Here is a 26,902-nt window from a genome sequence, read left to right on the forward strand (position 1 = left end):
AGTCATGCCGCGTAACCCGTTCGACCCGTTCAATGTGATTCCGCTGTGGAGCCTTCAGCAGAAGGCGGCCCTGTCGGCGATGCAGACGATCCAGAGCCGCGTCGGCCTGATGGCGCGCGGTGCGATGACCCCCGTCGAGGCGACGGCGATGTGGGCGGAGAAGCCCGCCGCCTTCGCCGTCGGCTACCAGGATGCGGCGATGGCCTTCGCGCGCGGCGAGGGCATGTCGGCGATCCTGCAAGCGGGGCTCGCGCCCGTGGCCAAGGCCTCGGGCGACAATGCGAAACGGCTGGGGCGTCGCCGCTGAGCGATCAGCTTTCGGCGACGAGCTGGGCCTTCGCCTCGATGTCGGACTGGGCCATCTTGGCGCGCAGGTCGGCCTCGGACACGCGGTCGCCCAGGTCTTCCTTGAGCTTGCGGTAGACATCCTCGTCCCCGGCTTCGGCGAAATCGGCCTTGATGACATCCTTCACATACGCCGCCGAGCGGTCGGGCTCGTAGTCCATCAGGCCCGCCGCCCAGAGGGCGAGGATCTTGTTCCGGCGCATCTCCGCCTTGAACAGCATCTCGCTGTCATGGGCGAATTTCGCCTCGAAGGACTTCTTGCGATCGTCGAATGTGGGCATCGGATCCTCCCCTGCCTCGTTGTTCTGCTTGGGTTCAATGTGGGTGGGACGGGGCGCTTGCGCAAGGAAGACGGCAGAATCCTTGCCGCCGGGGGCCTGCCCCGTTATGAGACGCGCAACCGGGCGCCGGCGCGCCCGAACGGACAGGTTTGGAGTTGCTCATGGCCCGCCGCAGGATGGTGTACGAAGGCAAGGCGAAGATCCTCTACGAAGGGCCCGAGCCTGGCACGCTGATCCAGTTCTTCAAGGACGACACCACCGCCGGGAACGGCGAGAAGCACGAGCTGGTCGACGGCAAGGGCGTGCTCAACAACCGGCTGAGCGAGCATTTCATGACCGGCCTAGCCGGAATCGGGGTGCCGACGCATTTCATCAAGCGGCTCAACATGCGCGAGCAGCTGGTGCGCGCGGTCGAGATGATCCCGCTGGAGGTCGTGGTGCGCAACGTGGCCGCGGGCTCGATGTCCAAGCGGCTGGGCATCGAGGAGGGCACCGCCCTGCCCCGGCCGATCATCGAGTTCTACCTCAAGAACGACGAGCTGGGCGATCCGTTCGTCAGCGAGGAGCACATCATCGCCTTCGGCTGGGCCAGCCAGCAGGATCTGGACGACATGGTGAGCCTGGCGCTGCGGGTGAACGATTTCATGTCCGGCATGATGATGGGCGTCGGCATCAAGCTCGTGGACTTCAAGATCGAGATCGGCCGCGTCTTCGAGGGCGACTTCCAGCGACTGATCGTGGCCGACGAGATCAGCCCCGACAGCTGCCGCCTGTGGGACGTTGAGACGGGACAGAAGCTCGACAAGGACGTGTTCCGGCGCGAGCTGGGGGACCTCAGCGAAGCCTATACCGAGGTCGCCAAGCGGCTGGGCGTGATGCCGCGCCAGAACGGCAGCACGAACGGGCCGAAACTGGTGCATTGATGGAGCGGGTCTGGGCGATCCTCTCCCATCCCGCGCTCGCGGTGCTGGCGGGCGGCTACCTGATGGGGGTGAGTTTCGCGCGGACCTTCTTCGGCGTGGAGCCGGGGCCGGTGGTGACGGGAAGCCTCTTGTGGATCGGCGGCGGCATGGTCGCGGTGACGGTCCGGAACGTGATGGAAAGGTCGGGAAAGACATGAAGGTTCGCGTGGATGTGACGCTGAAACAGGGCGTGCTCGACCCGCAGGGCGAGGCGGTGCGCCACGCGCTCGGCGCGCTGGGGTTCGACGGTGTCGAGGGCGTGCGTCAGGGCAAGGTCATCGTGCTCGACCTCGCCACCGAGGATGCCGAGCTGGCCGAGGCGCAGGCCGCGCAGATGGCCGAGAAGCTGCTGGCCAACACGGTGATCGAGAACTTCACGGTCACGGTGATCTGAGAATGCGCGCGGCGGTCCTGACCGACTGGCGCCGGCTGGAGATCGAGGACATCCCCGCGCCGGACTGCCCGGCGGACGGGGTGGTGCTCGACCTGCTGGCCTGCGGCCTCTGCCGGTCGGACTGGCACGCCTGGACCGGGGGCGATCCCGTCCCCCTGCCCCATGTGCCCGGCCACGAGTTCTGCGGCACGGTGCGCGAGGTGGGGCCCGAGGTGCGCGACTGGCGCTTGGGCGACAAGGTGGTGGCCCCCTTCATCCTGGCCTGCGGGCGTTGCCCGTCCTGCCGGCGCGGCGAGCAAACCACCTGTCCCGACCAGATCGTGCCGGGCTTCACCACCGCCGGGGCCTTCGCCGAAGCGATCGCGGTGCCGCGCGCGGACGTGAATCTCGCCCGGTTGCCCGAAGGCATGGACCCGGCATTGGCCGCGGCGCTGGGATGCCGCGTGACGACCGCCTGGCACGCGCTGACGGATCGTGCGGCGCTTGCCCCCGGCGAGTGGCTGGCCGTGCACGGAATCGGCGGCATCGGGCTCGCCACGATCATGCTGGGCCGCGCACTCGGCGCGCGGGTCGTGGCGGTGGACGTGGTGCCGGAAAAGCTTGCGCTGGCCGAGGAGCTGGGCGCGACCACCCTGCCCGCCGAGGGCTCGGTGGAGGCGATCCGCGAGGTGACGGGCGGCGGCGCGCATGTCAGCGTCGAGGCGCTGGGCATCCCCGCGACGACCGCCAACTCGATCCGCTGCCTGCGCAAGCTGGGCCGCCACGTGCAGATCGGCATGCCGTCGGGCGATCACCTGACCATGCCGGTGCCGATGGATGCGGTCTATTCCGGGCAGCTGGCACTCTACGGCACGCGCGGGATGCCCGCGTGGAAATACCCGTCGCTGTTCGCGCTGATCGAAGGCGGGCTCGACCTGTCGCCGATGATCGCGCGGCGGGTGGGGCTGTCGGACGCGCAGACCGAACTGGAAGCCTTCGACGGGCCTGCGCCGCCGGGTGTCGCCGTCATCACCGATTTTACCGTTTGAGGAGCCGGACATGAAAGCCGCCGTCATCACCTTCCCCGGATCGAATTGCGATCGCGACATGCAGGTCGCCTTCGAGCGCGCGAGCGGCCGCGCACCCGTCAATGTCTGGCACAAGGAGACGGTGCTGTCCGACGGGCTCGATATCGTGGCGGTGCCGGGGGGCTTTTCCTTCGGAGACTACCTGCGCTGCGGCGCGATCGCGGCGCGCGCGCCGATCATGAACGCGGTGGTGGATTTCGCGCTGCGCGGCGGGCTGGTGCTGGGCGTGTGCAACGGCTTCCAGATCCTGATCGAGGCGGGACTGCTGCCCGGCGCGCTGATGCGCAATGCGGGCCTGAAATATGTCTGCCGCCCGCAGGCGCTGCGGGTCGCGACCCATGACAGCGTCTTCACCGCCGGGTTGGGCGAGACGGCGACCTATGCCATCGCCCATCACGACGGCAACTACATCGCCGATCCCGAAGGGCTGGCGCGGCTGGCGGGCGAGGACCGGATCGCCTTCACCTACGAGGGCAACCCGAACGGCTCGCTCAACGACATCGCGGGCGTGCTGAGCGAGAACCGGCGGGTGCTGGGCATGATGCCGCATCCCGAGCGGATGAACGATCCCGCACTCGGCGGCACGGACGGCGCGGCCTTCTTCGACGGGCTGGTCGCGTCGCTCGAAACGGCCTGACCGGCGGCGCGGTCGGGTTTGGATATTTGAACGAATCCGAAGGAGCAATGTGTGCCCCCGAACAGGCTGGCTTTTGGCCGGGTTCCTGCGCGAGGGCACATCCTTCGGCTTCGGCGGTCATCGGCTTCCCAGCCTGTACCGCGCGCTGACCGTCGCACAGCAATCCTTTCGGATTCGTGAAAATATCCCCGCCGGAGGCTCCGACCCTCTCAGGCCGCGCGCTGTTCGACATGGGAAAGCGCCTGCTCCACCAGGTCGATCCCTGCGCCGTCGCGATGAGCGCCTTCGCTCAGGGTACGTCGCCACGCGCGGGCGCCGGGGCGGCCGGTGAAGGCGCCGAGCATGTGGCGGGTGATCTGGTTGAGTCGGGTGCCCGCGCTCAGCTCCGCCTCGATATGGTCGTACATGGCGCGCACCGCGTCCTCGGGGGCCACGGGGGCCGTGTCCGCGCCGAAGATGCGGCGGTCGGCATCTGAGAGGATGCCTGTCGGGTCGTGATAGGCCGCGCGGCCGATCATCGCGCCGTCCATGCCTTTCTCCAGCTCCGCCTCTGCCGCGTCGAGCGTGGCGAGGCCGCCATTGATCGACAGGTGCAGCGACGGGAAGAGCCCGCGCATCCGGTGCACCAGGTCGTAGTCGAGCGGCGGGATGTCGCGGTTTTCCTTGGGGCTGAGACCCTGCAGCCAGGCCTTGCGCGCGTGGATCGTGAAGCGGGAGATCCCGGCGGCGGAGACCCGGGCGAGGAATTCGGGGAGCACGTCTTCGGGGTGCTGCTCGTCGACGCCGATGCGGCATTTCACTGTGATCTCGGTGTCTTGCGCCGTGTCCTTCATCGCGGCGACGCACTCGGCCACGAGGCCGGGATCGCGCATCAGCACCGCGCCGAACGCGCCGGACTGCACCCGGTCGGAGGGGCAGCCGCAGTTGAGGTCGATCTGGGGGTAGCCGAAAGGGGCCGCGCGCCGCACCGCTTCGGCCAGCACCTCGGGCTCGGAGCCGCCGAGCTGCAGGGCAACGATGCCCTCGCGCGGGCTTTTGGCGAGCAGCCGCTCGGGCTCGCCGTGCACGATGGCGCGGGCGGTCACCATCTCGGTATAGAGCAGCGCGTGCCGACTGAACTGCCGGTGGAACAGGCGGCAGTGGCGGTCGGTCCAGTCCATCATGGGGGCGACGGACAATCTGGCGTGGCGGGTCAGTTGCATGGTTTCGTATCTTCGGACTGGCGACGGCTGCCGTGTCGTGGCCCGTCGGAGCCTGCGGTTTCTTCGTTGCTCTTTAGCCGATATGTGGCCGGGAGGGAAACCGCCCCCGGCGGATGACGGATGGTTGCCGGGAAGCGCCGGGAGGGGGGGGCGGTCGCGACGTCAGAACGCGTCGCGCAACTCCTTCAGGCCCGCGCGCATCACGCCGACATCCGAGCCGACGGCGAGGAACTCGACGCCGTCGCGCGCGTAGCCTGCGGCGAGCGTCCGGTCCGATGTCAGGATACCCGCGGCGCAGCCTGCGGACCGGATGCGCCGCAGGGCGTCATCTATGACCGCCTGCACCTCGGGCGCGCCCGGACGGCCGACGAAGCCCATGTCGGCGGCGAGATCGGAGGGGCCGATGAAAACGCCGTCGATGCCGTCCAACGTCAGGATATCGTCGAGCGCGGCGATGCCAGCCCGGCTCTCGACCTGGAGCAGCAGGCAGATCTGGTCATTGGCGCTGTGCAGGTAGTCGGGAACCGCGTTGTAGTCCGATGCCCGTGCCAGCGCGGCCCCGACGCCGCGCAGGCCCGCGGGCGGATAGAGCACCGAGCGCACGACCTCGCGCGCCTGGTCGGCGCTTTCGATCATCGGGACGAGCAGGGTCTGCGCGCCGATGTCGAGCATCTGCTTGATCTCGGCCCGGTTGTCGTCGCGGGTGCGCACGACCGGGTGGGAGCGGGTGCCGACGGCGCGCAGCTGGGCCAGCACGTCGCGCAGGCCGTTCGGGCCGTGCTCGCCGTCGATCACCAGCCAGTCGAACCCGGCCCCGGCGCAGAGTTCGGCAACCGAAGGGTCGCCGAGCCCGATCCAGAGGCCGATCTGCGTGTCGCCGGACTTCAGCCGGGCCTTGAAGGCGTTCACGGGGGCGGGCATAGCGTGGCTCCTCAGTCGAAGGAAATGGAGACGGAGCCGAAGGATCCGAAATCGGCGTCGATCGTGGTTCCGGGCGGACATTCTAGTGGCGCGATGAAGCTGCCCGACAGGATCACCTGCCCGGCTTCGATGCGCTGACCGTATTGACCCATGCGTCGGGCCAGCCAGACGATGCCCATGACCGGGTCGTCGAGGACCGCGGCGCCGAGCCCGGTCGCCTCGACCATGCCGTTCCTGCGCACGATGGCGCCGGTCCAGCGCAGGTCGACGGCGCCCGGTGCGTGGCGCGCGGCCCCCAGCACGATCCCGGCATTGGCGGCGTTGTCGCCGACCGTGTCCTGGATGACGCGGGCCCGTCCGCTCTCGGGGTCCTTGCGCAGGGTGCGGGTATCGAGGATCTCGAGGCTGGGGGCCACGGCCTCGGTCGCGGCGAGCACGTCCTCGCGCGTGACGTCGCCGTCCAGCGGGCCGTTCATCACGAAGGCGATCTCGGCCTCGACGCGGGGCTGGATGAAGCGCCCGGCGGGCACGGTGTCGCCCGACCGGAACAGCATGTCGTCGTAGAGAACGCCGGAATCGGGTGTGTCGATGCCGAGCGCGTCCTGCATCACCTTCGAGGTCAGGCCGATCTTCCAGCCGATCACCTCGTGACCGGCCTTGAGCTTGCGCGCCATCTGCGCGGTCTGGACGGCATATGCATCGTCCAGCGTCATGCCGGGATGGCGCATCGACAGGAGGCCGATCTGCCGTCCGGTGCGCTCGGCCTCCATGAGGTCGGCGGCGGCGGTGGCGATCTCCTCGGGGGTCACGCCTCGTCCTCCACGCCGTTGCGCAGGATGCCGATGCCCTCGGCCTCCACCTCGATCACGTCGCCGGGTTTCAGCCAGATCGGCGGTTCGAACCGCGCGCCCGCCCCGGTGGGCGTGCCGCAGACGATCACGTCGCCTGCCGCGAGCGTGGTGAAGGTGCTGACATAGGAGACGATATAGCGGAAATCGTACATCATCCGGCCCGTGCGGTCCTGCTGGCGCACCTCGCCGTTGACGCGGGTCTCCAGCTTGATGTCGTCGAGCTGGCCGGCATCGGTGAAGGGGACGATCCACGGGCCGATCGACCCGCTCCGGTCCCAGTTCTTGCCTTGCGTGACGTTGAACTTCGCATGGCGCACCCAGTCGCGGATCGTGCCTTCGTTGCACAGCGTGATCGCGGCGATGTGGTCGTAGGCGTCTTCCCTCGCGATCCGGCGGCCGCCCTTGCCGATCACGATGGCCACCTCGCCCTCGTAGTCGAGCTGTTCGCTCTCGGGGGGGCGTACGAGGTTCCGGCCGTGGCCCACGAAGGAGCGCGGGAAGCGGATGAACATCGACGGGTAGGATTTCGCGTCCGTCGTGCCGTCCTTGTATTCCGCGTTGCGGTCCGGGAAGTTCACGCCGATGCAGATCAGCTTCTCGGGGGTCGCGATGGGGATGAGGAAGGTCACGTCCTCCTCGCGGAAATCGGCGGAGCGACCCTCGGCGGCCGCGACCAGTTCGGCCAGTGCGCCTGCTTCGACGACCTCCTTCAGCCCCTTGAAGCGAGGCGAGAATTCGGCGGTCAGGTCGATGATGCCCTCATCGGTGACGACGCCGTAGCGGTCGGCCCCGTCGGCTTTGAAGGCGGCTAATCTGGCGGCGGTCATGGGGGCCTCCTCGGGCGGTTGCGGCGGGACGGAGAGCGAGGGGCGCGGCGTGCGGCACCCCGCCCTTCACGGGGCGATGATCGGCGACGCGCCCAGGGTCGACTCTGAGGTGTCGAGCCCCTCGAAGACCGAGCCGTTCTCGAACCACGATTTCGGCGCGGGCGCGCCCCAGAGCGTCTGGCGCTGCGGGTCCTTGAGGTCCCACCGGATCGCTTCGAGGTCCGGGTCGACCGTCTGGTAATCGGAGCAGTAGATCTCGATCCGGTGGCCGTCGGGATCGAGGATGTAGAGGAAGAACGCGTTGGAAATGCCGTGCCGTCCCGGACCGCGCTCGATATTGGCGACGTAGCCGGTGGTGGCCATCAGGTCGAGCAGGTCGATGATGTTGAGCGGCGTCGGCACCCAGAACGCGGTGTGATGCAGGCGCGGGCCGGTGCCGTTGGTGAAGGCGATGTCGTGCACGCCGCCCTTGCGGTGGGTCCAGGCGGCCCAGAGCCGCCCGCTTTCCTCGTCCTCGGTGTACTCGGTGACGCGGAAGCCGAGCTGGTTGTAGAAAGACACCGCCTCGTCGACATTGGGCACGAAGCAGTTGAAATGGTCGATGCGCAGCGGCTTCACGCCCTTGTAGAGCGCGTATTTCTGATGGATCGGCTCGAGCCGGTCCATCTTGAAGTAGAACTCGATCGGCATGCCCAGATGGTCATGGGTCGCGAGCGTCCGGCCCTGATGGGCGCGCTCGACCCATTCCGTGCGATGGCCCTGCCCCTCGAACCACGCCTCGGCCTTGTCCAGCTGCTCCTCGTCATAGACCTTGAAGGACAACGATTTGACATGGGCCGTGTCGGACTGGCGCAGGACCATGCAGTGATGGCCGCGCTCCTCCATCGCGCGCAGGTAGAGGGTGCCGTCCTCCTCGTCGGTGACCTGCAGGCCCAGCGTGTCGACATAGAAGGCCCTCGACGCGGCGAGGTCGGTCACGCCAAAATCGACGTGGCTCAGCCGGATGATGTTGAACGGCGGGTACAGGTTCGGGGCCGGAATGGGCATGGTCTCTCTCCCTTCGGGATGTCGTGGGCGGCGCGATCAGCCGCCGAGCCGGGGAATCTTGTGGCTGGCGCGGGGGAAGCTGACATTGACGGTCTCCATGTAGAAATCGAACGACCAGTCGCCGCCGTCGCGGCCGATGCCGCTGGCCTTCACGCCGCCGAAGGGCGTGGGCAGGTGGCGGATGTTTTCCGAGTTCACCCACATCATCCCGGCCTCCAGCGCGTCGGTCATTCGCATGGCGCGGTTCAGATCGTTCGTCCACAGATAGGCGGCCAGCCCGTATTGCACGTCGTTGGCGAGCGCCAGCGCCTCCTCCTCGTCGCGGAACGGGATCGCGGTCAGCACCGGGCCGAAGATCTCCTCCTGCGCCACGGCCATGTCGTTGGTGGCCTGGGTGAAGAGCGTCGGCGCGACGTAGCAGCCTTCCTCGCCGACCTTCGCCCCACCCGCCGCGATCGTGGCACCTTCTTCGCGGGCCCTGTCGAAATAGGACAGGACCTTGGCCTCGTGCTCGGGGTGGATCAGCGGCCCGACGACGGTTTCGGGGTCGAGCGGATGGCCGACCTTGATGCGCTTGGCGACCTCGGCCACGCGGGCGGTGAAGTCGTCATGGATGGTGTCCTGCACCAGCAGGCGCGAGGACGACGTGCAGCGTTCGCCGTTCAGCGAGTAGATCATGAAGGTCGCGGCATCCACGGCGCGGTCGAGATCGGCATCGTCGAACACGATGACGGGGTTCTTGCCGCCCAGCTCGAAATGCACGCGCTTGAGGGTCGGGGCGCCCTGCGCCATGATCCTTGAGCCGGTGCGGCTTTCGCCGACGAAGGCGATGGCCTTGATGTCCGGGTGCTCGGTCAGGCGTTTGCCCGCCTCCTCGCCGAAGCCGTTGACCACGTTCAGGACGCCCTTGGGCAGGCCCGCGCTCTCGGCGATCTCGACCAGCAGTTTGGCGGTCATCGGGCTGAACTCGGCGGGCTTGTGCACCACCGTGCAGCCCGAGGCGAGTGCCGGGGCGATCTTCCACGTGGACAGCATGAAGGGCGTGTTCCACGGCGTGATGACGCCGACAGGCCCGATCGGCCGCCGGGAGGTCGTGTTCATCTGGGTGGGCGTGCGGGTGACGGCGCCGTCCTCGGCATGGGGGGCCTGATCCGCGAAATAGCGGAAATTGGCCGCGCCGCGGATGGCCGCCTTGGACATGAAGCGCAGCGCCTGGCCGGTATCCATGCATTCGGTGAAGGCGACTTCCTCGGCGCGGGCCTCGATGGCCTCGGCCACCGCGATCAGGATCTTGCGACGCTCGGCGCCCGGCATCCTCGACCAGGCCGGGAAGGCGGCGCGGGCCGCGGCGACCGCCTCGTCGATATCCGCCTCCGCGCCCCTCGCGACGCTGGCCAGCGTCGACAGGTCGACCGGCGAGATGGTCTCGAAGGTCTCGCCGGACCTCGCGGGCACGCTCTCGCCGTCGATATGGTTCATCACGCCATCGGCGGCGAAGCGCGCCATGTAGTCCCTGGCCTTGGCGAGGTTGGTCTCGAGGGTCATCGTTCAATCCTTCTGCGAAAGCGTAGCCTTCTGCGAAAGCCGATCATGGATCGGCGTATCCTTCCAGCTGAGCGCCGGGTCAGAGACCCGGATCTCCAGCGATAGGGCGAAATGCGGCGTGGCGAGCACCGGGGCGAGCGCGGCCTGCGCGGCGGCGAACAGCGCGTCGCCCGCCTTTCTGAGGGCGTCGGTCGTGCGCCCTGCCCCGACGGTCAGGGTCATGGCGAGGAAGTCGTTCTCTGACAGCCCGTCGGCGACGATTGCGATATCCGCGCGATGGGCGCGCACGCGGATCCCCGCGAGCGGAAAGATGCCAGCCCCGACCATCGCGCCGTGCAGCGCCTCGCAAAGCGTGCGCAGGCAGGCCCGATCCTCGAGGCCCGCGGAATACTCGACGGACAAATGCGGCATGGGTCCTCCTCAACCTTAATTTAACATGTTAAGCATTGCCGGGCTTGTCAACCTCGTCGTTTTCCATGAGTTCTGACCCTACGCCGAGGGCCCGACATGTCGAACACGACCGACGAAGACGCATTCGAACTTTCCGCGACGCGGCGCACGCTGCCGATCGCGTTGCTGCGGGCGCGCGAGTTGCTGATGGAGCGGTTTCGCCCGATCCTGTCGGAGCGCGGGATCACCGAACAGCAATGGCGGGTCATGCGGGTCCTGCACGAGACCGGCGAGGCCGACGCGTCGGAGATCGCCGAGAAGGCCTGCATCCTCGCCCCATCGCTGTCGCGCATCCTCAAGACGCTGGAGGCGAAGGGCCTGATCACCCTGCACCGCGACCCGGAGGACGGACGCCGCACGCTGAGCCGCCCGACCGAGGCGAGCGCGGCGCTGATCCGCGAGATCACGCCCGAAAGCGTCGATATCTATGCGGATGTCGAGGCGAAATTCGGCCGGGAGAAGCTCGCGCGGTTGCTCGACGATCTCGACGCGCTGGTCGGCGCGCTGGAGGATCGGGGCTAGGCCTTGGGTCCAATCCCGGTTGCGCCGGAGCAGCCGGGTTCGACAGGCCAGACCGGCGACCGGCGCGGTTTCCGGGTTGCCATGTGATTTGATTGTCCGCCCGCAACGCCTCGGCGCGAGATTATCGTCGCGCGAATCCCGGAACTGCGATATCCATGAACTTAACATGTTCAATACCTGGAGGCCGCAGGACGGGAGGTGAGGATGCCCGATGACGGCGTGATTATCGACGGCGCCCGCAGCGGCGGGCAATCGGCGATCGGCGGGGTCGCGTCCTCCGGTCCGGGGAGCGGGTCCTGCGGGGAGGACCCCTCCGACGAAACCGAGATGCAGTCTCCGTAAGCTGAGATGAGACGCATGGAACAATTCGACTACATCGTCGTCGGCGGCGGCTCCTCCGGTTGCGTGATGGCCTCGCGGCTTAGCGAGGATCCGGGCGTGAAGGTCCTGCTGATCGAAAGCGGTCGCAAGGACAGCAATCCCTGGATCCATATCCTGGCGACCTTTTTCAAGGTCGTCCACAAGGGCGTCGACGTGATGCACTATGTCGGGGAAAGATCCGATGCCGTGAACGGGCGCGAGAGCGTCGTCGTGCAGGGCCACGTGATCGAAGGCGGCAGTTCGGTGAACGCGATGCTCTACGTGCGCGTCCAGGCCGAGGATTACGACGGCTGGGCACAGGACGGCAATCGCGGCTGGAGCTATTCGGGCGTGCTGCCCGCCTTTCGCGATCTCGAGAACAACATGGAGATCGCCGACGCGTTCCACGGCACCGAAGGGGAGCTGCGCGTCTCCGAGACCGGCTATCACCACCCGTTGAGCCGCGCCTTCATCCGCGCCGCGCAGCAGACCGGCCTCCCCTACAACCCCGATTTCAACGGGGCGCGGCAAGAGGGCGTGGGCTTCTACCAGACCACGACCCATGACGGGACGCGGTGGTCGGCGGCGGCCGCCTTCCTGCGGCAGGCCGAGACGCGTCCGAACCTGAAGATCATGACCGAGACCCGCGTCGCGCGGATCCGGTTCGAGGGCGATCACACCACCGGCGTCGAGCTGGAGGACGGCACTGCGATCGGCGCCGCCAGGGAGGTCGTGATGTGCGCGGGCGCGATCGAGCCCCCGCGTCTGTTGCAACTGTCGGGGATCGGCGATCGCGCGCATCTGGCCGCGCATGGCATCGACGTGGTCGCGGACCTGCCCGGCGTGGGCGAGAACTATCAGGACCACCTGGAGGTCAACGTCCAGTGCTACACGAAGGACCCGATCTCGTTGTATCGTCACGACAAGGGGCTGAAGGCCGCCTGGCACATGTTGCAATACCAGGCCTTCAGATCCGGCATCCTGACGTCGAACGTGGTGGAGAGCAGCGGGTTCATCGACGTGTCCGATGCCGGCCTGCCCGACCTGCAGTTCCACGTCATTCCGCTGATGGTCGGCTGGGTCGACCGCGCCCCGATCGAAGCGCACGGCATGTCGATCAATCCCTGCTGCCTGCGCCCGCGGTCGCGCGGATCGGTCAAGCTGCGCTCGGGCGACCCGAAGGACAAGGCGCTGTTCGATGCGGGCAGCTTCTCGGATCCCGAGGATCTGGAGGTCATGCTGCGCGGAACCAGGAAGGCGATCGAGATCTACCGCGCCCCTGCACTGGCCAGCCTGGTCGAGGGTTTTGCCCGGCCCGCGCCCGAGGCGCTCGAAGATGACGACGCCTTGCCCGACTTCATTCGCAGCAGCTGCAAGACGGTGTTCCATCCCGTCGGCACGGCCAAGATGGTCCCGGACAGCGACAGGATGGCGGTGGTCGACACCGAGTTGCGGGTGAAGGGCGTTCGCGGCCTGCGCGTCGCGGATGCGTCGATCATGCCGCGGCTGGTGTCGGGCAATACCAACGCGCCCGTGATGATGATCGCGGAACGTGCGGCGCGGTTCATCACGGGCAAGGAGACGCTGTCGGCATGACGGCGCCGTTCGCGCGGGAGGATGCGGTGCGGGAGGGACGATTACCGGGGGCTGTCGCGGTCGCGATCTATGGGTCGGGCATCGGCCGACCGATCGCGGATGGGCGTCGTTCCGGGGGCATGGCCTCGCGACAGGCTTGCCGGTGGAGTGGAGACGGGCAATTGCATCGGGCGGAGAGAAAGCGGGCCCGCTTCGCCTCGTGGTATGGAGTGGCATCTGCCGGGCTGGTGCCGCGACATTCAGTCCGAGCCTATGCATCTTCGACGCGATGGCCGCGATTGCTCGGATCGTTTGGTTTCTCGCGGGGCCCTGCCCTGTCTCGCCGGGCAGATCGTCCGGGTCTGGTCCCGGCGATCGTACCCCGGCCCGGACGGGGGGATCGCCGCTTCGTGACACGATTTGCGCGGGCTTGCCGCGCCCTGCGTTGGAGGAGACCTTGCAGTTTCACCTGAACGGCTTTCGGCCCGGCGATCCGGATCTGAAGGAGGCGGCCCCGCGGGACGCGCGCCCGCTCGACGTGCTGATCGTCGGCGCGGGACCCGCGGGCCTGACACTTGCCGCCTACCTGTCGGGCTTTCCCGAGATCCGCACCGCGATCGTCGAGCGCAGGAGCGGCCCGATGGAGAAGGGCCAGGCCGACGGCGTGTCCTGCCGGTCGATGGAGATGTTCCAGTGCTTCGGCTTCGCCGAACGCGTGATGCGCGAGGCTTACTGGGTGAACGAGGCGACCTTCTGGAAGCCGGACCCCGACGCGCCGGACCGCATCGTCCGCACGGGCCGCGTGCAGGATGTCGAGGACGGGCTGTCCGAGATGCCGCATGTCATCCTGAACCAGGCGCGTGTGCACGACATGTACCTCGACGTGATGCGGAGTTCCCCCACCCGGCTGGAGCCGCTCTACGGTCGCAGTGTCACGGGGCTGGAGGTCGAGGATGACGCCGTCTCGGTCACGCTCGACCATGCGGGGCGCGCGGAAAGCGTGCGCGCGCGCTACGTCGTCGGTTGCGACGGCGCGCGCAGCACGGTGCGCGGGGCGATCGGTCGCAAGCTGGTCGGCCAGGCGGCACATCAGGCCTGGGGGGTCATGGACCTGCTGCTCGACACCGACTTCCCGGACATCCGGTTCAAGAGCCTCATCCAGTCCGCCGACGAGGGCACGGTGCTGGTGATCCCGCGCGAGGGCGGATACCTCGTGCGGCTCTATGTCGAGCTCGATGCGCTGAACCCCGAGGAGCGGGTGTCGCACCGGAATCTGGAGGTCACGGACCTGATCAGCGCCGCGAACCGCATCCTTGCCCCCTACTCGATCGAGGCGGCCGAGGTGGTCTGGTGGTCGGTCTACGAGATCGGCCAGCGGATGACGGACGCGTTCGACGACGCGGCCGGGGGCGACGACCGCGCGCCGCGGGTCTTCATCGCGGGCGACGCCTGCCATACCCACAGCCCCAAGGCGGGCCAGGGTATGAACGTGTCGATGGGCGATGGCTTCAATCTGGCCTGGAAGCTGGTCTCGGTCCTGCGGGGACAGGCGGATCCGTCGCTGCTGAAAAGCTATTCGCGCGAGAGGCGGGCGGTCGCCAAGGCGCTGATCGACTTCGACGAGGAATGGGCCCGGTTGATGAGCGCCCCGCCCGGGTCCCGGTCCCAATCGAAGTTGCAGCACTATTTCGCGCAGCATGGCCGCTATACTGCGGGGGTGTCCGTCCGCTACGAGCCGTCCGATGTAATCCTGGCGGATGACGCGGCCCCGCTCGCGCGCGGTTTCTCGACGGGGATGCGGCTCCATTCGGCACCCGTCATCCGGCTCGCGGACGGGCGCCCGATGCAGATCGGTCACGTCCAGAGAACCGATGCGCGCTGGCTGCTTCTGGCCTTCGCGCCCGCGGGACCGCCCTCGGCGCAGCGCGATGCGCTGGCCCGGCTGTGCGACGCACTCGCGTGCGAAGGCGGGCTGCTCGATGCGATCACCCCGGAAGGGGCCGATATCGACGCGGCGCTGGACGTGCGCGCGGTGCTGCAATGCCACCATACGGAGCTCGCGATTACGGACATGCCGCGGCTGCTTTTTCCCAGGAAGGGCCGCCTCGGCCTGCGCGATTACGAGAAGGTCTTCTGCCCCGACCCGCGCGCAGGCGACATATTCGAGATGCGCGGCCTCGACCGCGAGGCGGGGTGCATGGTGCTGGTGCGCCCGGATCAGTACGTCGCCGGTGTCCTGCCGCTCGGCGACGTGGCGCGGCTCTCGACTTTTCTCACCGGCATCCTGACCGGGTAGCGCGGGGCGCGCGGCGTCACGCGGTCAGCACGTCCCCCCTGCCCGCGTACATCGCCGTGACCCGCTCGGCGTAATTGCTGCGCAACGCCCGTTGGTTCAGGGAGCCCTTCTCGGTGATCTCGCCCTTGTCGAAGCTCGGGTCCTCCTCCAGCACGGTGGCAAGCCGGACCCGCGCGGCGGAGCCCGTCGCGGCCGCGGCGGCCTCGGTCAGCTTCCGGGACAGGGCCGCGTGGCGCGCGGCCGGGTCCATCCGCCGCGCCTTGTCCGACAGCAGCAGCAGCGCGCCCAGCCGGTCCTCGTTCTCGCCCACGATCACCGCGTCGCGGATCAGGCCGTCCATCGCATCGACCAGCGCGGCGCGCACCGCGCCGACGGCGACCCAGGTGCCGGTATTGAGCTTGAAGTTCTCGGCCACCCGACCGTCGAAGAAGAAGCCCTTGGAAAAATCCTCGGGGTCCGCCGGGCGCAGCGCGTCGCCCATCATGTAGTACCCCTCCTCGTCGAAGGCCTCGGAGGTCCTGGCCGGGTCGCCGAGATAGCCCGGCGTGATGCTGGGCCCCTTGAGGCGCAGCTCCAGCTTGCCACCGTTGGGCACCAGCTTCATCGAAAGACCCTTCGCCGGGACGCCGACATTGCCGGATTTCTCCTGCACCTCGGTGCAGGCCAGCGCGAAGGGCGCGGTCTCGGTCGCGCCGAGGCTGGTCGCGAGCAGCACCTCCCGCCCGGTGGTCCTGCGCCCGATGGCCCGAAGGCGGTCCCAGGTCTGCTGCGCCATGCCCGCACCAGCGTAGAACATCATCGACAGCCTGGCGAAGAAGGTCTCGGCCAGCGCCGCGTCGGTCTCCAGCTCCTCGATCAGGCGATCCCAGCCGACGGGCACGTTGAAATACCAGGTGCACGAGATCTCGCGCAGGTTGCGCAGCGTCTCCTCGATCGCGCCGGGTGCCGGTTTGCCGTCGTCGATGTAATAGGTCCCGCCATTGGTCATCACCAGATAGGACACCTTGTTGCCCGCCGCGGTGTGGTTCCAAGGCGCCCAGTCCAGCACCACCGGGGGCGTGTGCTGCACGAAGCGGTAGCAGTCGCGGACCATCGCCTCCATCGCGCAGATCATCCGGTTGGTGTTGATGACCGCCTTGGGCGATCCGGTGGAGCCGGAGGTGAAGAGGTATTTCACCACCGTCTCGCCCGTCACCGCGGCGCGGGCGGCGTCGGCCCCGGCCGGATCCGTCGCCAGCAGGTCGCGATAGGCGGTCGCGCCGTCGGGTACGTTGTCGAGGGCGATGACGTGGCGGCCCTCCGCCGCAATGGCGTCGAGCGCCGCCGCAAACGCCGCGCCGTCCTCGACGAAGAGCGCGCCGGGGTTAAGTGTGCCCGCGATGTCCTTCAGTTTCGCATGATCCTTCGATACCAGCGAATAGGCCGGCGAGATGGGGGCATAGGGCACGCCGGTATAGAAGCACGCCGCCCCGAGCAGCGCGTGTTCGAGGGAGTTGCCGGACATGATCAGCAAGGGGCGGTCGGGGCCCAGTCCCAGCGCCAGCAGCGCCGCGCCGAGCCGCCGCGCCGTGTCGCGCGCGTGGGCATAGGAGATGCGGATCCAGTCGCCATCCGCCCCGCGTCGCGCGATCCAGGTGTGATCGGGGGTCGCATCCGCCCATTTGTCCAGATAGTCCGCCAGCGTCGGCAGATAGGCGGGCAGATCGCCCGTCTGGCGCATGATGACGGTGCCGTCGTCGCGGGTCTCGTAGTCGAAGGACGGATTCCAGAAATCATCCGCCACGGAATGCTGCAGGTTCATGACGCGGGGTCCTCGTTGGGAGACTGATCTAGCGCGGGGCCATGCGGATCGCGCCGTCGAGGCGGATGACTTCGCCGTTCAGCATGGAATTCTCGGTGATATGGGCGACGATCGCGGCGTATTCCGCGGGCGCGCCCAGCCGCGACGGAAACGGCACCTGCGCGCCGAGCGAGGCCTGCACCTCCGCGGGAAGCTCGTCGAGCAGCGGCGTCAGGAACAGACCCGGCGCGACGGTGCACACGCGGATGCCCTTGTCCGCGAGGTCGCGCGCCATCGGAAGCGTCATGCCGACGATGCCGCCCTTGGAGGCGGAATAGGCGACCTGGCCGACCTGCCCGTCGAAGGCGGCGACCGAGGCGGTGTTGACGATCACGCCGCGTGCGCCGTCGGCGTCGACCGCCTGCGCCGCGACCATCCTGGCGGCGGCCTGCGAGGCGCAGTTGAAGCTGCCCATGAGATTCACGCGCAGCGTCTTTTCAAAGAGGCCGAAATCATGGGCCTGGCCGCGCGACACGGTCTTGGCGGCCCCGCCGATGCCTGCGCAGTTCACAAGGACGCGCGGGGTGCCGAAGGCTTCGGTCGCCGCGTCGAGACCTGCCGCCACCGAGGCCGGGTCCGACACGTCGACCCGGACGAACCGCCCGCCGATCCGTGCGGCGTGGGCCTCACCCTTCTCCGCGTTCATGTCGAACAGTGCGACCCGCATTCCGTTGCCCGCCAGCCTTTCGGCGGTGGCGGCGCCGAGGCCCGAGGCCCCGCCGGTGACGATGGCGCAATGGCCGGTCCAATCCTGCATGCTCAGGCCTCGCTCTCTCTGATTTTCCGAAGCACTCCGTTCAGCGTGTCGAGCTCGTCCGGGGTCAGATCGGACAGGAGCGTCTCCTCGTGGGACCGGACGACCTCGCGGGCGTGAAGATAGGCGGTGCGGCCATCCTTGGTGGCGGCCAGCGCCTGCACACGCCGGTCGCCGGGCACGGGCATTCGCGCGACGAAGCCGCGTCCCTCCAGCTCGTCGACGATCGCGACCAGACCCGAGCGTTCGATCCCCAGCTTTCGGGCCAGCTCGCTCTGCGTGATCTGGGGAAACTGGACGATGAGCGACAGCGCGGAGAACTGGCGGGGGCCGAAGCCGTGGCGGCCGAGGGCACGGCGGAAATCGGCGCTGAAGACCAGATAGGCGCGCTTGAGATTGTAGCCGACGAACCCCTCCAGATCGCTCTCGCGGTCTTCGGTCAGGCTTCGCGACTGGGTGGCGGCGGTCGCACGCGGCATGATGCACCTCGGTTCTTGCTTTCCCGTCCTCGATACGACAGATTGTTTACTTAGTAAACGATTATCGGGATCACAGATCATGAAACTTCCCAGCCCGAAACTGGACCATGTCTGCACCCTTCTCGTGGAACTGGACGAGATCCGGCACATGGGATCGGGCCGCGCCGGGCAACGGCGGATCATCCCCATCGTCGGCGGCACGGTGACGGGCGAGGCGCTGTCGGGCCGCATCCTGCATGTCGGGGCGGACTGGCAGACGATCTTCGCGAACGACATGGCCGAACTGGACACGCGCTACGCGATGGAAACCCATGACGGCGCGATCATCGAGATCGTGAACTATGGCTACCGTCACGGCCCCAGGGAGGTGATCGAGGCCATCGGGCGCGGCGAGCAGGTGGATCCCGAAAGCTATTACATGCGCACCCATGCCCGGCTGGAAACCGGCGATGCGCGCTACGAATGGGTCAACAGGACTCTGTTCGTCGGCCTCGGCGCACGCAATGCCAGTAGCGTGCAGGTGGAGCTTTACGCGCTGCGCTAGGCGGGTGCCTGGAGCGTGGCTCGGGCGGGCTGCGCTTGCCTTGCAGACTGCTTGCGAGACTATCCGAACTGCCCGTTCTGGGCGCGCGGCGCCCGGGCGGAGCGATCTGCGAGCTCTGGATCTCGCCGCCGTGATCGTCGGGTGCGATGCAGAACCGCGACCACCACGACATCGCGCGGGACCGCCGAAACCCCTCAGGCCTGCGCGAGATCCCGTGTCCGTTTCGCCTGCATCATGTGGAAGCCGAGCAAGACGACCGCCCCGACGATCCCGACCCACATGACCGGCGCGGCCTTCCACATGATCATCAGGGCCAGCGCCAGACGGCAGGCGCGCTCCCACGACGGGATCGGGCCGAAATCGTAGCGTGCCAGCGCCGAGGCCACGAGGTAGAGCGCGAAGAGGAGCCGGGCCGAAAGCAGGGCGAGCTTGCCGTATTCGACCTCGCCGCTGTAGCCCTCGATCAGGATCTTGGCGCCGTTCTCGTCCGTGATCGTGACCGCCTCGGCGATCAGCAGAAGCTCCGGATACCAGGCGAAGACGAAGGGTATCGTGAACATGACGATGCCCACCCGCACGGCGGCGAAGCCGGTGCGCATCGGCTCCGCCCCCGTGATCGACGCCGCGGCGAAGGCGGCGACGGCGACCGGCGGCGTGATCGCCGAGGCCACCGCGAAGTAGAAGACGAACATGTGCGCGGTGAAGAAGCTGACCCCGAGCTTGGCCAGCAGCGGCCCCAGCAGCAGGGCGACGTTCACATAGGCCGGGACCGTCGGCATGCCCATGCCCAGCAGGATCGCGCAGAACATCGCGCAGGTCAGCGCCAGCATCAGGTAGAACCCGCCGACGATGCGGATCTCCCACCCGAAGAGCTCGATGACCTGCGCGGTCTCCAGCCAGGAGGTGACGGCGCGCGTCAACTCCCCGGTCAGGCCGCTTTCGTTCAGGAAGGCCGAGATGATCGACACCGCGAACAGCAGCAGGAACAGGCGCGAGATCAGGAGGCCCCCGTCGGCCAGGGATAGCAGGATCTTGGACGGTCTGGCGCGGGTCTCGGGGTCGAGGAACAGGAGCGGCAGGAGAACGGCCACCGCCCACCAGCCCGCCGAGACCGCATCGCCGGTCGAGTTGGTGATCGTCTGGATCACCCCGGCCGGCAGGATGGCGGCCAGCGCCCCCCCGCCGACGGCATCCTTGGTGGCGAGAAGCAGGAACAGGATGGTCAGGATCGGGGCGACGATGATGACCAGGTTCAGCCAGTCCTGCTTGTCCATGACCAGGTCTTCTGGGATGTCGCGCATCGCCTCGACCCGTTCGCGGCGGGCCTGGAACACCACGGCGAGGAAGATCGAGAAGAAGAAGAACATGGCCGGCAGGAACGCCGCCGTGATGACCTTGGTGTAGGGAACCGCGGTCAGCGCCACGAGGACGAAGGCCGCGACCCCCATCACCGGCGGCATGATCTGCCCTCCCGAGGAGGCGGCGGCCTCCACCCCTCCGGCGAACTCCCTGGAAAAGCCGTTGCGGCGCATCATCGGGATCGTCAGGCGCCCGGTCGACAGCACGTTGGTGACCGGCCCGCCGGTGATCGTGCCGAACATCGCCGAGGAGACGATGGCCGAATGGGCCGGTCCGCCGCGCAGGTTCCGCGTGGTGCGCACCGCCAGCTTGATCAGCGACGTGCCGCCCGCCGAGGTGCCGAACAGCGCCCCCAGGACGACATATGGGAAGACCTGGTTCACCACGATGTTCATGAACCGGCCCATGAAGCCGTCCGGCGTCACGAAGACATTGGTCGCCTTCTGCACGGCCGCCGCGACCGCGTCGCCGCCATCGGCGCCGAGCTTGGTCAACAGGAAGTTGTTGTCGGACAGGTCGAAGACCCAGATCAGCGCGGTGCCGACGGTGTAGAGGACCACCGCGCTGGCGACGGCCACCAGCGGCAGCCCCCACACCCGGATGTTGTAGAGGAAGAACAGCGTGATGATCGTGAAGAGCAGCGGAATCGTCCAGATGCCCAGACGCGCTTGGCAGGCAGGCACCTCGGCGTCGAAGGAGATGCCGGGGATGACCCCGGCGGACCGTTCGGCCGCTTCGCGGATCAGCCGCTCCCGCTCCCCGGTGATCTGGTCGATCAGGCAGACGGAGTCGATCTCCACCAAGAACCCGAAGGCCGCGAGGAAGGCCGCGATCAGCAGGCCGGCATCGAGCAGCAGGCCGAGCCATGCGCGGCCGGGCTTCTCGACCTTCCAGGCGCGGTAGACGCTGGCGTCCAGCGCCACGATCGTCATCATGACGAAGAAGACGGGCGGGTAGAAATACTCTGGCGGGAAGTTCGAGATACGGAAGAATTGCTGGCCGGTCAGATCACGTGCCAGATCCTGCAGACCCTCGATCTCGGGCAGGGTATTCACCATGCCGACACAGACCAGCACGAAGGCCAGCGCGATCGCGATGCGCCGCCCGAGTGGCTTGTGAACGGTCTGCGTGGTCATGGCTCGGCTCCCATCGTGGACACGGGGAGAGGTCGGCGAACCGACCTCTGCCAGATCATGGATCCGCGGTGTTCGGGATCAGGGGCGCAGGCAGTCCGCGACCATGTGCCCGGCCTCCTCGAAGGCCCGAACCGCGCCCGCGTGCATCTTCACCTGCACGGCGCTGCAGGCCCCTTGCGAGACGCCGTCGAGATCGCCGAAGCTGAGCATCAGATACGGCCCGCGCGGCGAACCCTCGACGAAACGCTGCTCGCCTTCGAGGAAGGCCTTGGTGATCTGGTAGGCGAGTTCCTCGTCCATCGACGCGTTCACGACCTGCCCGAATGCGGTGGCGAAGCTGTCGAAGCTGTCGTCATCGGTGACGATCGTGATGTCGTTGCCCGCATAGGCCGCGCGGAACTCCTCGATCGGCACGGAATAGGGTGCGTGACCCGGTGCCGCGAGGATCTGCTGGCCGAGCTCGCTGGCCAGAAGGTCGGAGGGCACGTCGAAGAGCGTGGTGCCGCCCGCCGCCGCGATGGCGATCTGGCGACCGGAGGGCAGACCTTCGGGGATGGTCCAGGCATCGACGGCCCCGCCGGTGATCGACGGCACGGTGTCGGGCCAGGGGCTTTGCACGCCCTCGTAATCCTCTCCATCCGTGGCGCCGCCGAGCAGCTGGACCATCGCCCGCCCCGATGTCAGCGCCGCGCCGCGCGGGGGGCCGTTCCAGATCCGCAAACCGTCGAGCGAGCGGATGTCCTCGACCGGGTTGCTGTTGTAGTAGCCGAAGATCTGGGCCGAGCCCGCGTTCCAGAAAAGCACCCTCAGGTTGCTGGCCAGTTCGGCCCCTTCCTCGGCGCCGACGCCGCTATAGGGCCCGATGCCGCGGGACAGCAGGAACGGAAGGATCAGCGGGGCGGGCGCCATGTCGAGCCGCCCCTCGGCGACCGCCTGCACGGAATTCGTAAGGGTCGCGCCTTCGGTGATCTGCAGATCGGCGATGCCCGCGCTGTCGAGCACGGCCGCCAGCGTGGTGTCGATGTAATGCGGCGTCGACCCCGGCGTGGTCGTCTCCGCGGTCAGGGTCGTCTGTGCGAACGCCGCGAGCGGAGCGAGTGCAACGGCGGCGCCGAGAAGTGTCGTCTTTATCATGTTTTCCTCCCTTTTTTCCGCGCCTTCCCTCAAAGACACGCAAGCCCGTTCGTGTCGGACGATTCCGAGGTTTCCAGAAAATATATGACTTGTCACGTATTTTCGCAGACGGCAGTATCGGCAGGCAGGAGGAGAGGCGATGAACGACGATGTGAAGACGATGGCGGCTCAGGTCCGCAGGCGCATGGAGCGGGAGGGGCTGAACATCTTTTCGCGCCTGCCCGCGGTCTATGCGGCGTCCCGGACCCAAGGGCGCGAGTTCCTCGCGCATGGCGGCGGCCTGTCGATCCTCGAATGGCGCACGTTGTGGGACCTGATAGAGGCCGGACCTGTGACCATCCGCGAGATCGCCGCCATCCAGCGGGCCGATCAATCCCTGCTCAGCCGCGCCCTGCCCGACATGGCCAGAAAGGGATACGTCACGATGGAACGCGACACCCGCGACCGTCGGCAGACCATCGTCGCCCTGACCGATGCGGGCCGCGCGGCCTATGAGCGCGCCGCGCCCGTCATGGCCCGCCGTCGCGCCGCGTTGCGCGATGTCTTCTCGGAGGAGGAAATCCGGCTCTTCGCGGGCTACCTCGACCGGCTGGAGGAGTTCCTGCGCATCCCCGTCGACCAGATCCTGAGGGAGCATGGCATCGAGAAGGAGCCCGCCGAATGACCGAACGCCCCAACGTCCTGTGGATCATGGCGGATCAGCTCCGCTTCGACTACCTCAGCTGCTACGGCCATCCCCATCTGCATACACCCCATATCGATGCCCTCGCGGCCCGCGGCGTGCGGTTCACCAATGCCTATGTCCAATCGCCCGTCTGCGGGCCGTCGCGGATGTCGGCCTATACCGGGCGCTACGTGCGCAGCCACGGATCGACCTGGAACGGGATGCCGCTGCGCGTGGGCGAGCCCACCCTGGGCGATCACCTGCGCGAGGTCGGCGCGCGCGCCGTGCTGGTGGGCAAGACGCACATGACCGCCGATGCGGAGGGCATGGCCTGGCTCGGCATCGATCCCGACAGCGAGATCGGGGTGCGCGTGTCCGAATGCGGGTTCGAGCCCTTCGAACGCGATGACGGGCTGCACCCCGACAGTCCGCGGCAGAAATGGTCGGCCTATGACGACTATCTCGAGGCGCATGGCTATTCCTCGGACAATCCGTGGGAGGATTTCGCCAATTCCGGCGTGGGCGAAGATGGAGATCTGCTGTCGGCCTGGCTGCTGAAGAATTCCCGCCTCGCCGCGAACGTCCCCGAGGAACATTCCGAAACGGCCTACATGACGGACCGCGCGATCGACTTCATGACCGAGGCCCAGGCCGACGGGCGACCGTGGATGTGTCATCTGAGCTATATCAAGCCGCACTGGCCCTATATCGTCCCCGCGCCCTATCACGACATGTATGACGAGCGGCATGTCGTTCCGCCGATCCGGGCGGAGGAGGAGCGCGACACCGATCACCCGCTGCTGGCGGCCTACCTGCAGGCGCGGGTCTGCAGGAGCTTCGCCCGCGACGAGGTCCGCGAGCACGTCATTCCCGCCTATATGGGGCTCATCAAGCAGCTCGACGACAATCTGGGACGGCTGTTCGCATGGATGGACGAGGCCGGGCTGAGCGAGAACACGATCGTCGCCTTCACGTCGGACCACGGCGACTACATGGGCGATCACTGGATGGGCGACAAGGATTTCTATCACGAGATGGCGGTCAAGGTGCCGTTGATCGTCGCCGATCCGCGCCCGCAGGCGGACGCGACCCGCGGGCTCGTCTCGGACGCGCTGGTCGAGATGATCGACCTTGCCCCCACCTTCATGAATGCGCTCGGCTGCGCGGCCAAGCCGCATGTGATCGAGGGCCGCGACCTGACGCCGATCCTGCACGGCACGGACGGGTTCGCGCGCCATTACGCGATCAGCCAGCATGACTACCACTGGTCCGACATGGCGCGCCTGCTCGACCAGCCGCAGGAAGACGCGCATACCACGATGATCTTCGACGGGCGTTGGAAATACATCCGGTGCGAGGGTTTCCGCCCCGTGCTCTTCGACCTCGAGACCGACCCGCGGGAGGTGACCGATCTCGGCGCGTCGGAGGCCGAAGAGCATCGCGCGGTCCGCAGCCGGATGGAGGCCGCCCTGCTGGATTGGGCGACGCGCCATCACACCCGCATCACGGCCACGCAGACGGTTCTGGCGCGGCAGAAACGCGCCGCGGAGGAAGGCATCCTCATCGGGTTCTGGGATGAGGCGGAATACGAGGCCGCGACCGGCATCGCCTTCGACAGACTCGAACCCGCGGGCAAGCCCGGTCGCTGATGTCGCGGGGGCTGCGGCCCTCTGGATTTCCGGGACGGGCTGTGCCGTGATCGGCGTGACACCGGCCCGGTCGGGCGACACGGGTCGGAGGAGACAGGAGGAAGGTGACCGGCATGCAGTTCCATCTCAACGGTTTCAGACCCGGCAATTACGCGGTGCCCGACGCCGCGCGAGAGCCCTACCCCGACCCGCCGATCGAGGATCTGCCGCGCGAGGTCGACGTGCTGATCGTCGGCACCGGCCCGGCGGGTCTGACCATGGCGCGTCAGATGGCGGAGTTCGCCGATATCGATACCTGCATCGTCGACATGGCCTCCGGCCCCCTGCTGTTCGGGCGCGCGGACGGCATTTCCTGCCGGACGATCGAGATCATGGAAGCCTTCAACAGCTCGGAGATGGTGGTCAAGGAAACCTACCAGCTGAAGCAGAACACGTTCTGGGAGCCCGATCCGGACAACCCGACCCATATCAGGCGGAAGGAGAAGATCGCCGATGCGCGGGCGGGGCTGTCCGAATTCACCCACGGCATCGTCAACCAGGCGCGCCTGCACGAATTGCTGATCGACGGGATGGCCAACAGCGTGAGCGGCCTGCGACCACATTACAGTCGCGAGCTGCTCGATCTGCGGATCGAAGAGAGCCTGACGCAGGATCTGGACGCCTACCCGATCACCGCGACCTTCCGGCGGACCGACGACGCGGGCGCGGGCAGGACCGAGACCGTGAAGGCGCGCTTCGCGGTCGGCAGCGACGGCGCAAGAAGTCGTGTGCGCAAGAGCCTCGGCATCGCGCTGGAAGGCGATTCCGCGAACAAGGCCTGGGGGGTCATGGACCTTCTGCTGAACACGGATTTCCCCGACATCCGCGTCAAGAGCTTCATCCAGTCGCAGGACCACGGCGCGGTCATGACGATCCCGCGCGAGGGCGGATACCTGTGCCGGTTCTATATCGAGCTGGGCATGATCGACGCGGGCAAGCGCGCCACCGATCTGCACCTGACCGACCGAGACCTGATCGCCAAGGCGCAGAAGATCTTCCACCCCTACGAGCTGGACGTGAAGGAAGTGGCGTGGTGGTCGATCTACTCGGTCGGGCAGCGCATCGCGGACCGGTTCGACGACCGTGCGAAGGACAGCCCGGACACCGTCATCCCCCGCGCCTTCGTGGCGGGCGATGCGTGCCATACGCACAGCCCCAAGGGGGGCTGGGGTCTCAACACCTCGCTGCCGGACACGTTCAACCTCGGCTGGAAGCTGGCGGCGGTGCTTCAAGGGCGCAGCCACCCGCGGCTGCTCGCCACCTACGGGACGGAACGGCGCAAGGTCGCACAGCAGCTGATCGCGGCGGATCGCGAGTTGTCGAAGCTGATCGCGACGCGGCCCTCGGCGGACGACATGTCGGACCAGGCCCGGATCGACACGGCGGAGATCGAGGCCTTCATGAAGCGCCAGAGCGGTTTCGTCAGCGGCACCTCGATCGAGTATCCGCCGTCCTATATCAGCACCGGACAGGACAATCAGCACCGCGCGACAGGGTTCAGGATCGGGCAGCGCTTCCACTCGGCGGAGGCCGTCCGGGTGGCCGACGGGCGTACTTGCCATCTGGGGCATCTCGTCAAGGCGGACGGCCGCTGGCGGATCTTCCTGTTCGGCGGCAGCGAAGACCCCCGGTCGCCTTCGTCGGCGTCCTATGGGTTCGTCGAGTTCCTGGCCAACGACCCGGCATCGCCGGTGCTCCGCTACACGCCCGAGGGGGCCGATATCGACGCGGTGATCGACACCTATGCCGTGTTCCAGCAGCAGGACCTCTCGATGCACGATCTGCACGGCTACCTGTGGCCAGCCAAGGGCAAGTACGGGCTTCGGGACTACGAAAAGGTGTTCCACGCCCAGACGGGCAACGACGTCTACGACCTGCGCGGCATCGACCGCGACGCGGGCTGTGTCGTGATCGTGCGGCCGGACCAGCATGTCGCCAACATCCTGCCCGTGACCGCACACGCGGAGCTTTGCGCGTTCTTCGAGGCGTTCATGCTCGATCGGCCGTAACGTAATTTGGGGG

Annotated in this window: 26 protein-coding genes; 13 read left to right on the forward strand and 13 right to left on the reverse strand. The window is 67.6% G+C overall.

The features are described from left to right. The first annotated feature begins 4 nt into the window (after positions 1-4). Positions 5-307, forward strand: a complete 303-nt coding sequence (locus tag RX333_RS01540) for a hypothetical protein (RefSeq protein ID WP_316013146.1) — start codon at positions 5-7, stop codon at positions 305-307. A 4-nt stretch (positions 308-311) separates the two neighbouring features. On the opposite strand, the gene RX333_RS01545 is transcribed toward RX333_RS01540, so the two are convergent. Further along, a complete protein-coding gene (locus RX333_RS01545; RefSeq protein WP_316013147.1) occupies positions 312-626 on the reverse strand; it encodes a DUF1476 domain-containing protein in 315 nt (104 codons plus the stop codon). A 161-nt stretch (positions 627-787) separates the two neighbouring features. Between RX333_RS01545 and purC the strand changes: the two genes are divergently transcribed. From purC to purQ, 5 genes are read left to right on the forward strand one after another with little or no spacing between them, the layout of a single operon-like run. Continuing rightward, on the forward strand, positions 788-1,549 hold the full coding sequence (purC, locus tag RX333_RS01550) for a phosphoribosylaminoimidazolesuccinocarboxamide synthase (protein WP_316013148.1): 762 nt from the start codon (positions 788-790) through the stop codon (positions 1,547-1,549). Further along, a complete protein-coding gene (locus tag RX333_RS01555) occupies positions 1,549-1,746 on the forward strand; it encodes a hypothetical protein (protein ID WP_316013149.1) in 198 nt (65 codons plus the stop codon). The genes purC and RX333_RS01555 overlap by 1 nt, the downstream gene beginning before the upstream one ends. After that, positions 1,743-1,982 (forward strand): phosphoribosylformylglycinamidine synthase subunit PurS, encoded by a 240-nt coding sequence (gene purS, locus RX333_RS01560; protein WP_316013150.1) that lies wholly within the window; start codon positions 1,743-1,745, stop codon positions 1,980-1,982. Before RX333_RS01555 ends, purS begins: the two co-directional genes overlap by 4 nt. Before the next feature lie 2 nt (positions 1,983-1,984). After that, positions 1,985-3,010: a zinc-dependent alcohol dehydrogenase family protein gene (locus tag RX333_RS01565; protein WP_316013151.1), complete on the forward strand. Its 1,026-nt coding sequence runs from the start codon at positions 1,985-1,987 to the stop codon at positions 3,008-3,010. Positions 3,011-3,020: 10 nt separating this feature from the next. Further along, positions 3,021-3,686 (forward strand): phosphoribosylformylglycinamidine synthase subunit PurQ, encoded by a 666-nt coding sequence (gene purQ, locus RX333_RS01570; protein ID WP_316013152.1) that lies wholly within the window; start codon positions 3,021-3,023, stop codon positions 3,684-3,686. 209 nt (positions 3,687-3,895) lie between these two features. Here the strand turns inward: purQ and dusA are convergent, their stop codons facing one another. The 7 genes from dusA to RX333_RS01605 all read right to left on the reverse strand — a co-directional run bounded on the left by dusA (position 3,896) and on the right by RX333_RS01605 (position 10,490). After that, the gene (dusA, locus tag RX333_RS01575) at positions 3,896-4,888 is read right to left on the reverse strand and encodes a tRNA dihydrouridine(20/20a) synthase DusA (RefSeq protein WP_316013153.1); all 993 of its coding nucleotides are present in this window, start codon (positions 4,886-4,888) and stop codon (positions 3,896-3,898) included. Between the two features lie 162 nt (positions 4,889-5,050). Further along, the gene (locus RX333_RS01580) at positions 5,051-5,809 is read right to left on the reverse strand and encodes an HpcH/HpaI aldolase/citrate lyase family protein (RefSeq protein WP_316013154.1); all 759 of its coding nucleotides are present in this window, start codon (positions 5,807-5,809) and stop codon (positions 5,051-5,053) included. Between the two features lie 11 nt (positions 5,810-5,820). After that, positions 5,821-6,618, reverse strand: coding sequence for a 2-oxo-hepta-3-ene-1,7-dioic acid hydratase (locus tag RX333_RS01585; protein WP_316013155.1), 798 nt, complete (start codon positions 6,616-6,618; stop codon positions 5,821-5,823). Then, a complete protein-coding gene (locus RX333_RS01590) occupies positions 6,615-7,487 on the reverse strand; it encodes a fumarylacetoacetate hydrolase family protein (RefSeq protein WP_316013156.1) in 873 nt (290 codons plus the stop codon). Before RX333_RS01590 ends, RX333_RS01585 begins: the two co-directional genes overlap by 4 nt. A gap of 66 nt (positions 7,488-7,553) precedes the next feature. Next, positions 7,554-8,534, reverse strand: coding sequence for a 3,4-dihydroxyphenylacetate 2,3-dioxygenase (gene hpaD, locus RX333_RS01595; RefSeq protein ID WP_316013157.1), 981 nt, complete (start codon positions 8,532-8,534; stop codon positions 7,554-7,556). A gap of 36 nt (positions 8,535-8,570) precedes the next feature. Beyond that, positions 8,571-10,079 (reverse strand): 5-carboxymethyl-2-hydroxymuconate semialdehyde dehydrogenase, encoded by a 1,509-nt coding sequence (gene hpaE, locus RX333_RS01600; RefSeq protein ID WP_316013158.1) that lies wholly within the window; start codon positions 10,077-10,079, stop codon positions 8,571-8,573. 3 nt (positions 10,080-10,082) lie between these two features. Then, on the reverse strand, positions 10,083-10,490 hold the full coding sequence (locus tag RX333_RS01605) for a 5-carboxymethyl-2-hydroxymuconate isomerase (protein ID WP_316013159.1): 408 nt from the start codon (positions 10,488-10,490) through the stop codon (positions 10,083-10,085). 96 nt (positions 10,491-10,586) lie between these two features. Here RX333_RS01605 and hpaR point away from each other — a divergent pair, with 96 nt between their 5' ends. The 3 genes from hpaR (at position 10,587) to RX333_RS01620 (ending at position 15,282) form a co-directional block, all read left to right on the forward strand. Beyond that, the gene (gene hpaR / locus RX333_RS01610; RefSeq protein ID WP_316013160.1) at positions 10,587-11,051 is read left to right on the forward strand and encodes a homoprotocatechuate degradation operon regulator HpaR; all 465 of its coding nucleotides are present in this window, start codon (positions 10,587-10,589) and stop codon (positions 11,049-11,051) included. Positions 11,052-11,408: 357 nt separating this feature from the next. Then, on the forward strand, positions 11,409-13,007 hold the full coding sequence (locus RX333_RS01615; RefSeq protein ID WP_316013161.1) for a GMC family oxidoreductase: 1,599 nt from the start codon (positions 11,409-11,411) through the stop codon (positions 13,005-13,007). Positions 13,008-13,443: 436 nt separating this feature from the next. Next, positions 13,444-15,282 (forward strand): FAD-dependent monooxygenase, encoded by a 1,839-nt coding sequence (locus RX333_RS01620; protein WP_316013162.1) that lies wholly within the window; start codon positions 13,444-13,446, stop codon positions 15,280-15,282. 16 nt (positions 15,283-15,298) lie between these two features. Here the strand turns inward: RX333_RS01620 and RX333_RS01625 are convergent, their stop codons facing one another. The 3 genes from RX333_RS01625 to RX333_RS01635 are packed head-to-tail and all read right to left on the reverse strand — an operon-like array spanning position 15,299 to position 18,355. Further along, entirely contained in the window at positions 15,299-17,083 is a 1,785-nt protein-coding gene (locus RX333_RS01625; protein WP_316013163.1) for an AMP-binding protein, read from the reverse strand. Between the two features lie 28 nt (positions 17,084-17,111). Then, positions 17,112-17,879 carry an SDR family NAD(P)-dependent oxidoreductase gene (locus RX333_RS01630; RefSeq protein ID WP_316013164.1) on the reverse strand — a complete coding sequence of 256 codons (768 nt, stop codon included), beginning with the start codon at positions 17,877-17,879 and terminating at the stop codon, positions 17,112-17,114. Between the two features lie 2 nt (positions 17,880-17,881). Next, entirely contained in the window at positions 17,882-18,355 is a 474-nt protein-coding gene (locus RX333_RS01635) for a MarR family transcriptional regulator (RefSeq protein WP_316013165.1), read from the reverse strand. A 79-nt stretch (positions 18,356-18,434) separates the two neighbouring features. Here RX333_RS01635 and RX333_RS01640 point away from each other — a divergent pair, with 79 nt between their 5' ends. Then, a complete protein-coding gene (locus RX333_RS01640; RefSeq protein ID WP_316013166.1) occupies positions 18,435-18,899 on the forward strand; it encodes a DUF3237 domain-containing protein in 465 nt (154 codons plus the stop codon). Positions 18,900-19,093: 194 nt separating this feature from the next. On the opposite strand, the gene RX333_RS01645 is transcribed toward RX333_RS01640, so the two are convergent. Both RX333_RS01645 and RX333_RS01650 read right to left on the reverse strand, forming a co-directional pair. After that, positions 19,094-21,394: a TRAP transporter fused permease subunit gene (locus RX333_RS01645; protein WP_316013167.1), complete on the reverse strand. Its 2,301-nt coding sequence runs from the start codon at positions 21,392-21,394 to the stop codon at positions 19,094-19,096. Between the two features lie 78 nt (positions 21,395-21,472). Continuing rightward, positions 21,473-22,528, reverse strand: a complete 1,056-nt coding sequence (locus tag RX333_RS01650; RefSeq protein ID WP_316013168.1) for a TAXI family TRAP transporter solute-binding subunit — start codon at positions 22,526-22,528, stop codon at positions 21,473-21,475. A 139-nt stretch (positions 22,529-22,667) separates the two neighbouring features. Here RX333_RS01650 and RX333_RS01655 point away from each other — a divergent pair, with 139 nt between their 5' ends. The 3 genes from RX333_RS01655 to RX333_RS01665 all read left to right on the forward strand — a co-directional run bounded on the left by RX333_RS01655 (position 22,668) and on the right by RX333_RS01665 (position 26,889). After that, positions 22,668-23,192 carry a MarR family winged helix-turn-helix transcriptional regulator gene (locus tag RX333_RS01655; protein ID WP_316013169.1) on the forward strand — a complete coding sequence of 175 codons (525 nt, stop codon included), beginning with the start codon at positions 22,668-22,670 and terminating at the stop codon, positions 23,190-23,192. Further along, entirely contained in the window at positions 23,189-24,841 is a 1,653-nt protein-coding gene (locus RX333_RS01660) for a sulfatase-like hydrolase/transferase (RefSeq protein WP_316013170.1), read from the forward strand. Before RX333_RS01655 ends, RX333_RS01660 begins: the two co-directional genes overlap by 4 nt. Positions 24,842-24,954: 113 nt before the next feature. After that, positions 24,955-26,889, forward strand: coding sequence for an FAD-dependent monooxygenase (locus RX333_RS01665; RefSeq protein WP_316013171.1), 1,935 nt, complete (start codon positions 24,955-24,957; stop codon positions 26,887-26,889). Positions 26,890-26,902: the final 13 nt, after the last annotated feature.

The sequence above is a fragment of the Roseobacter sp. HKCCA0434 genome, assembly GCF_032464675.1.
Taxonomy (GTDB): Bacteria; Pseudomonadota; Alphaproteobacteria; order Rhodobacterales; family Rhodobacteraceae; genus Pontivivens.

What these genes read in the sequence shown, in the direction of transcription:
- RX333_RS01565 (WP_316013151.1), top strand. Translation starts at nt 1,985, where the DNA reads ATGCGCGCGGCGGTCCTGACCGACTGGCGCCGGCTGGAGATCGAGGAC.
- dusA (WP_316013153.1), bottom strand. Translation starts at nt 4,888, where the DNA reads ATGCAACTGACCCGCCACGCCAGATTGTCCGTCGCCCCCATGATGGAC.
- RX333_RS01605 (WP_316013159.1), bottom strand. Translation starts at nt 10,490, where the DNA reads ATGCCGCATTTGTCCGTCGAGTATTCCGCGGGCCTCGAGGATCGGGCC.
- RX333_RS01540 (WP_316013146.1), top strand. Translation starts at nt 5, where the DNA reads ATGCCGCGTAACCCGTTCGACCCGTTCAATGTGATTCCGCTGTGGAGC.
- hpaR (WP_316013160.1), top strand. Translation starts at nt 10,587, where the DNA reads ATGTCGAACACGACCGACGAAGACGCATTCGAACTTTCCGCGACGCGG.
- RX333_RS01545 (WP_316013147.1), bottom strand. Translation starts at nt 626, where the DNA reads ATGCCCACATTCGACGATCGCAAGAAGTCCTTCGAGGCGAAATTCGCC.
- RX333_RS01650 (WP_316013168.1), bottom strand. Translation starts at nt 22,528, where the DNA reads ATGATAAAGACGACACTTCTCGGCGCCGCCGTTGCACTCGCTCCGCTC.
- RX333_RS01635 (WP_316013165.1), bottom strand. Translation starts at nt 18,355, where the DNA reads ATGCCGCGTGCGACCGCCGCCACCCAGTCGCGAAGCCTGACCGAAGAC.
- RX333_RS01590 (WP_316013156.1), bottom strand. Translation starts at nt 7,487, where the DNA reads ATGACCGCCGCCAGATTAGCCGCCTTCAAAGCCGACGGGGCCGACCGC.
- purQ (WP_316013152.1), top strand. Translation starts at nt 3,021, where the DNA reads ATGAAAGCCGCCGTCATCACCTTCCCCGGATCGAATTGCGATCGCGAC.
- RX333_RS01660 (WP_316013170.1), top strand. Translation starts at nt 23,189, where the DNA reads ATGACCGAACGCCCCAACGTCCTGTGGATCATGGCGGATCAGCTCCGC.
- RX333_RS01625 (WP_316013163.1), bottom strand. Translation starts at nt 17,083, where the DNA reads ATGAACCTGCAGCATTCCGTGGCGGATGATTTCTGGAATCCGTCCTTC.
- RX333_RS01645 (WP_316013167.1), bottom strand. Translation starts at nt 21,394, where the DNA reads ATGACCACGCAGACCGTTCACAAGCCACTCGGGCGGCGCATCGCGATC.
- hpaE (WP_316013158.1), bottom strand. Translation starts at nt 10,079, where the DNA reads ATGACCCTCGAGACCAACCTCGCCAAGGCCAGGGACTACATGGCGCGC.
- purS (WP_316013150.1), top strand. Translation starts at nt 1,743, where the DNA reads ATGAAGGTTCGCGTGGATGTGACGCTGAAACAGGGCGTGCTCGACCCG.
- RX333_RS01630 (WP_316013164.1), bottom strand. Translation starts at nt 17,879, where the DNA reads ATGCAGGATTGGACCGGCCATTGCGCCATCGTCACCGGCGGGGCCTCG.
- RX333_RS01665 (WP_316013171.1), top strand. Translation starts at nt 24,955, where the DNA reads ATGCAGTTCCATCTCAACGGTTTCAGACCCGGCAATTACGCGGTGCCC.
- RX333_RS01615 (WP_316013161.1), top strand. Translation starts at nt 11,409, where the DNA reads ATGGAACAATTCGACTACATCGTCGTCGGCGGCGGCTCCTCCGGTTGC.
- RX333_RS01655 (WP_316013169.1), top strand. Translation starts at nt 22,668, where the DNA reads ATGAACGACGATGTGAAGACGATGGCGGCTCAGGTCCGCAGGCGCATG.
- RX333_RS01640 (WP_316013166.1), top strand. Translation starts at nt 18,435, where the DNA reads ATGAAACTTCCCAGCCCGAAACTGGACCATGTCTGCACCCTTCTCGTG.
- hpaD (WP_316013157.1), bottom strand. Translation starts at nt 8,534, where the DNA reads ATGCCCATTCCGGCCCCGAACCTGTACCCGCCGTTCAACATCATCCGG.
- purC (WP_316013148.1), top strand. Translation starts at nt 788, where the DNA reads ATGGCCCGCCGCAGGATGGTGTACGAAGGCAAGGCGAAGATCCTCTAC.
- RX333_RS01580 (WP_316013154.1), bottom strand. Translation starts at nt 5,809, where the DNA reads ATGCCCGCCCCCGTGAACGCCTTCAAGGCCCGGCTGAAGTCCGGCGAC.
- RX333_RS01555 (WP_316013149.1), top strand. Translation starts at nt 1,549, where the DNA reads ATGGAGCGGGTCTGGGCGATCCTCTCCCATCCCGCGCTCGCGGTGCTG.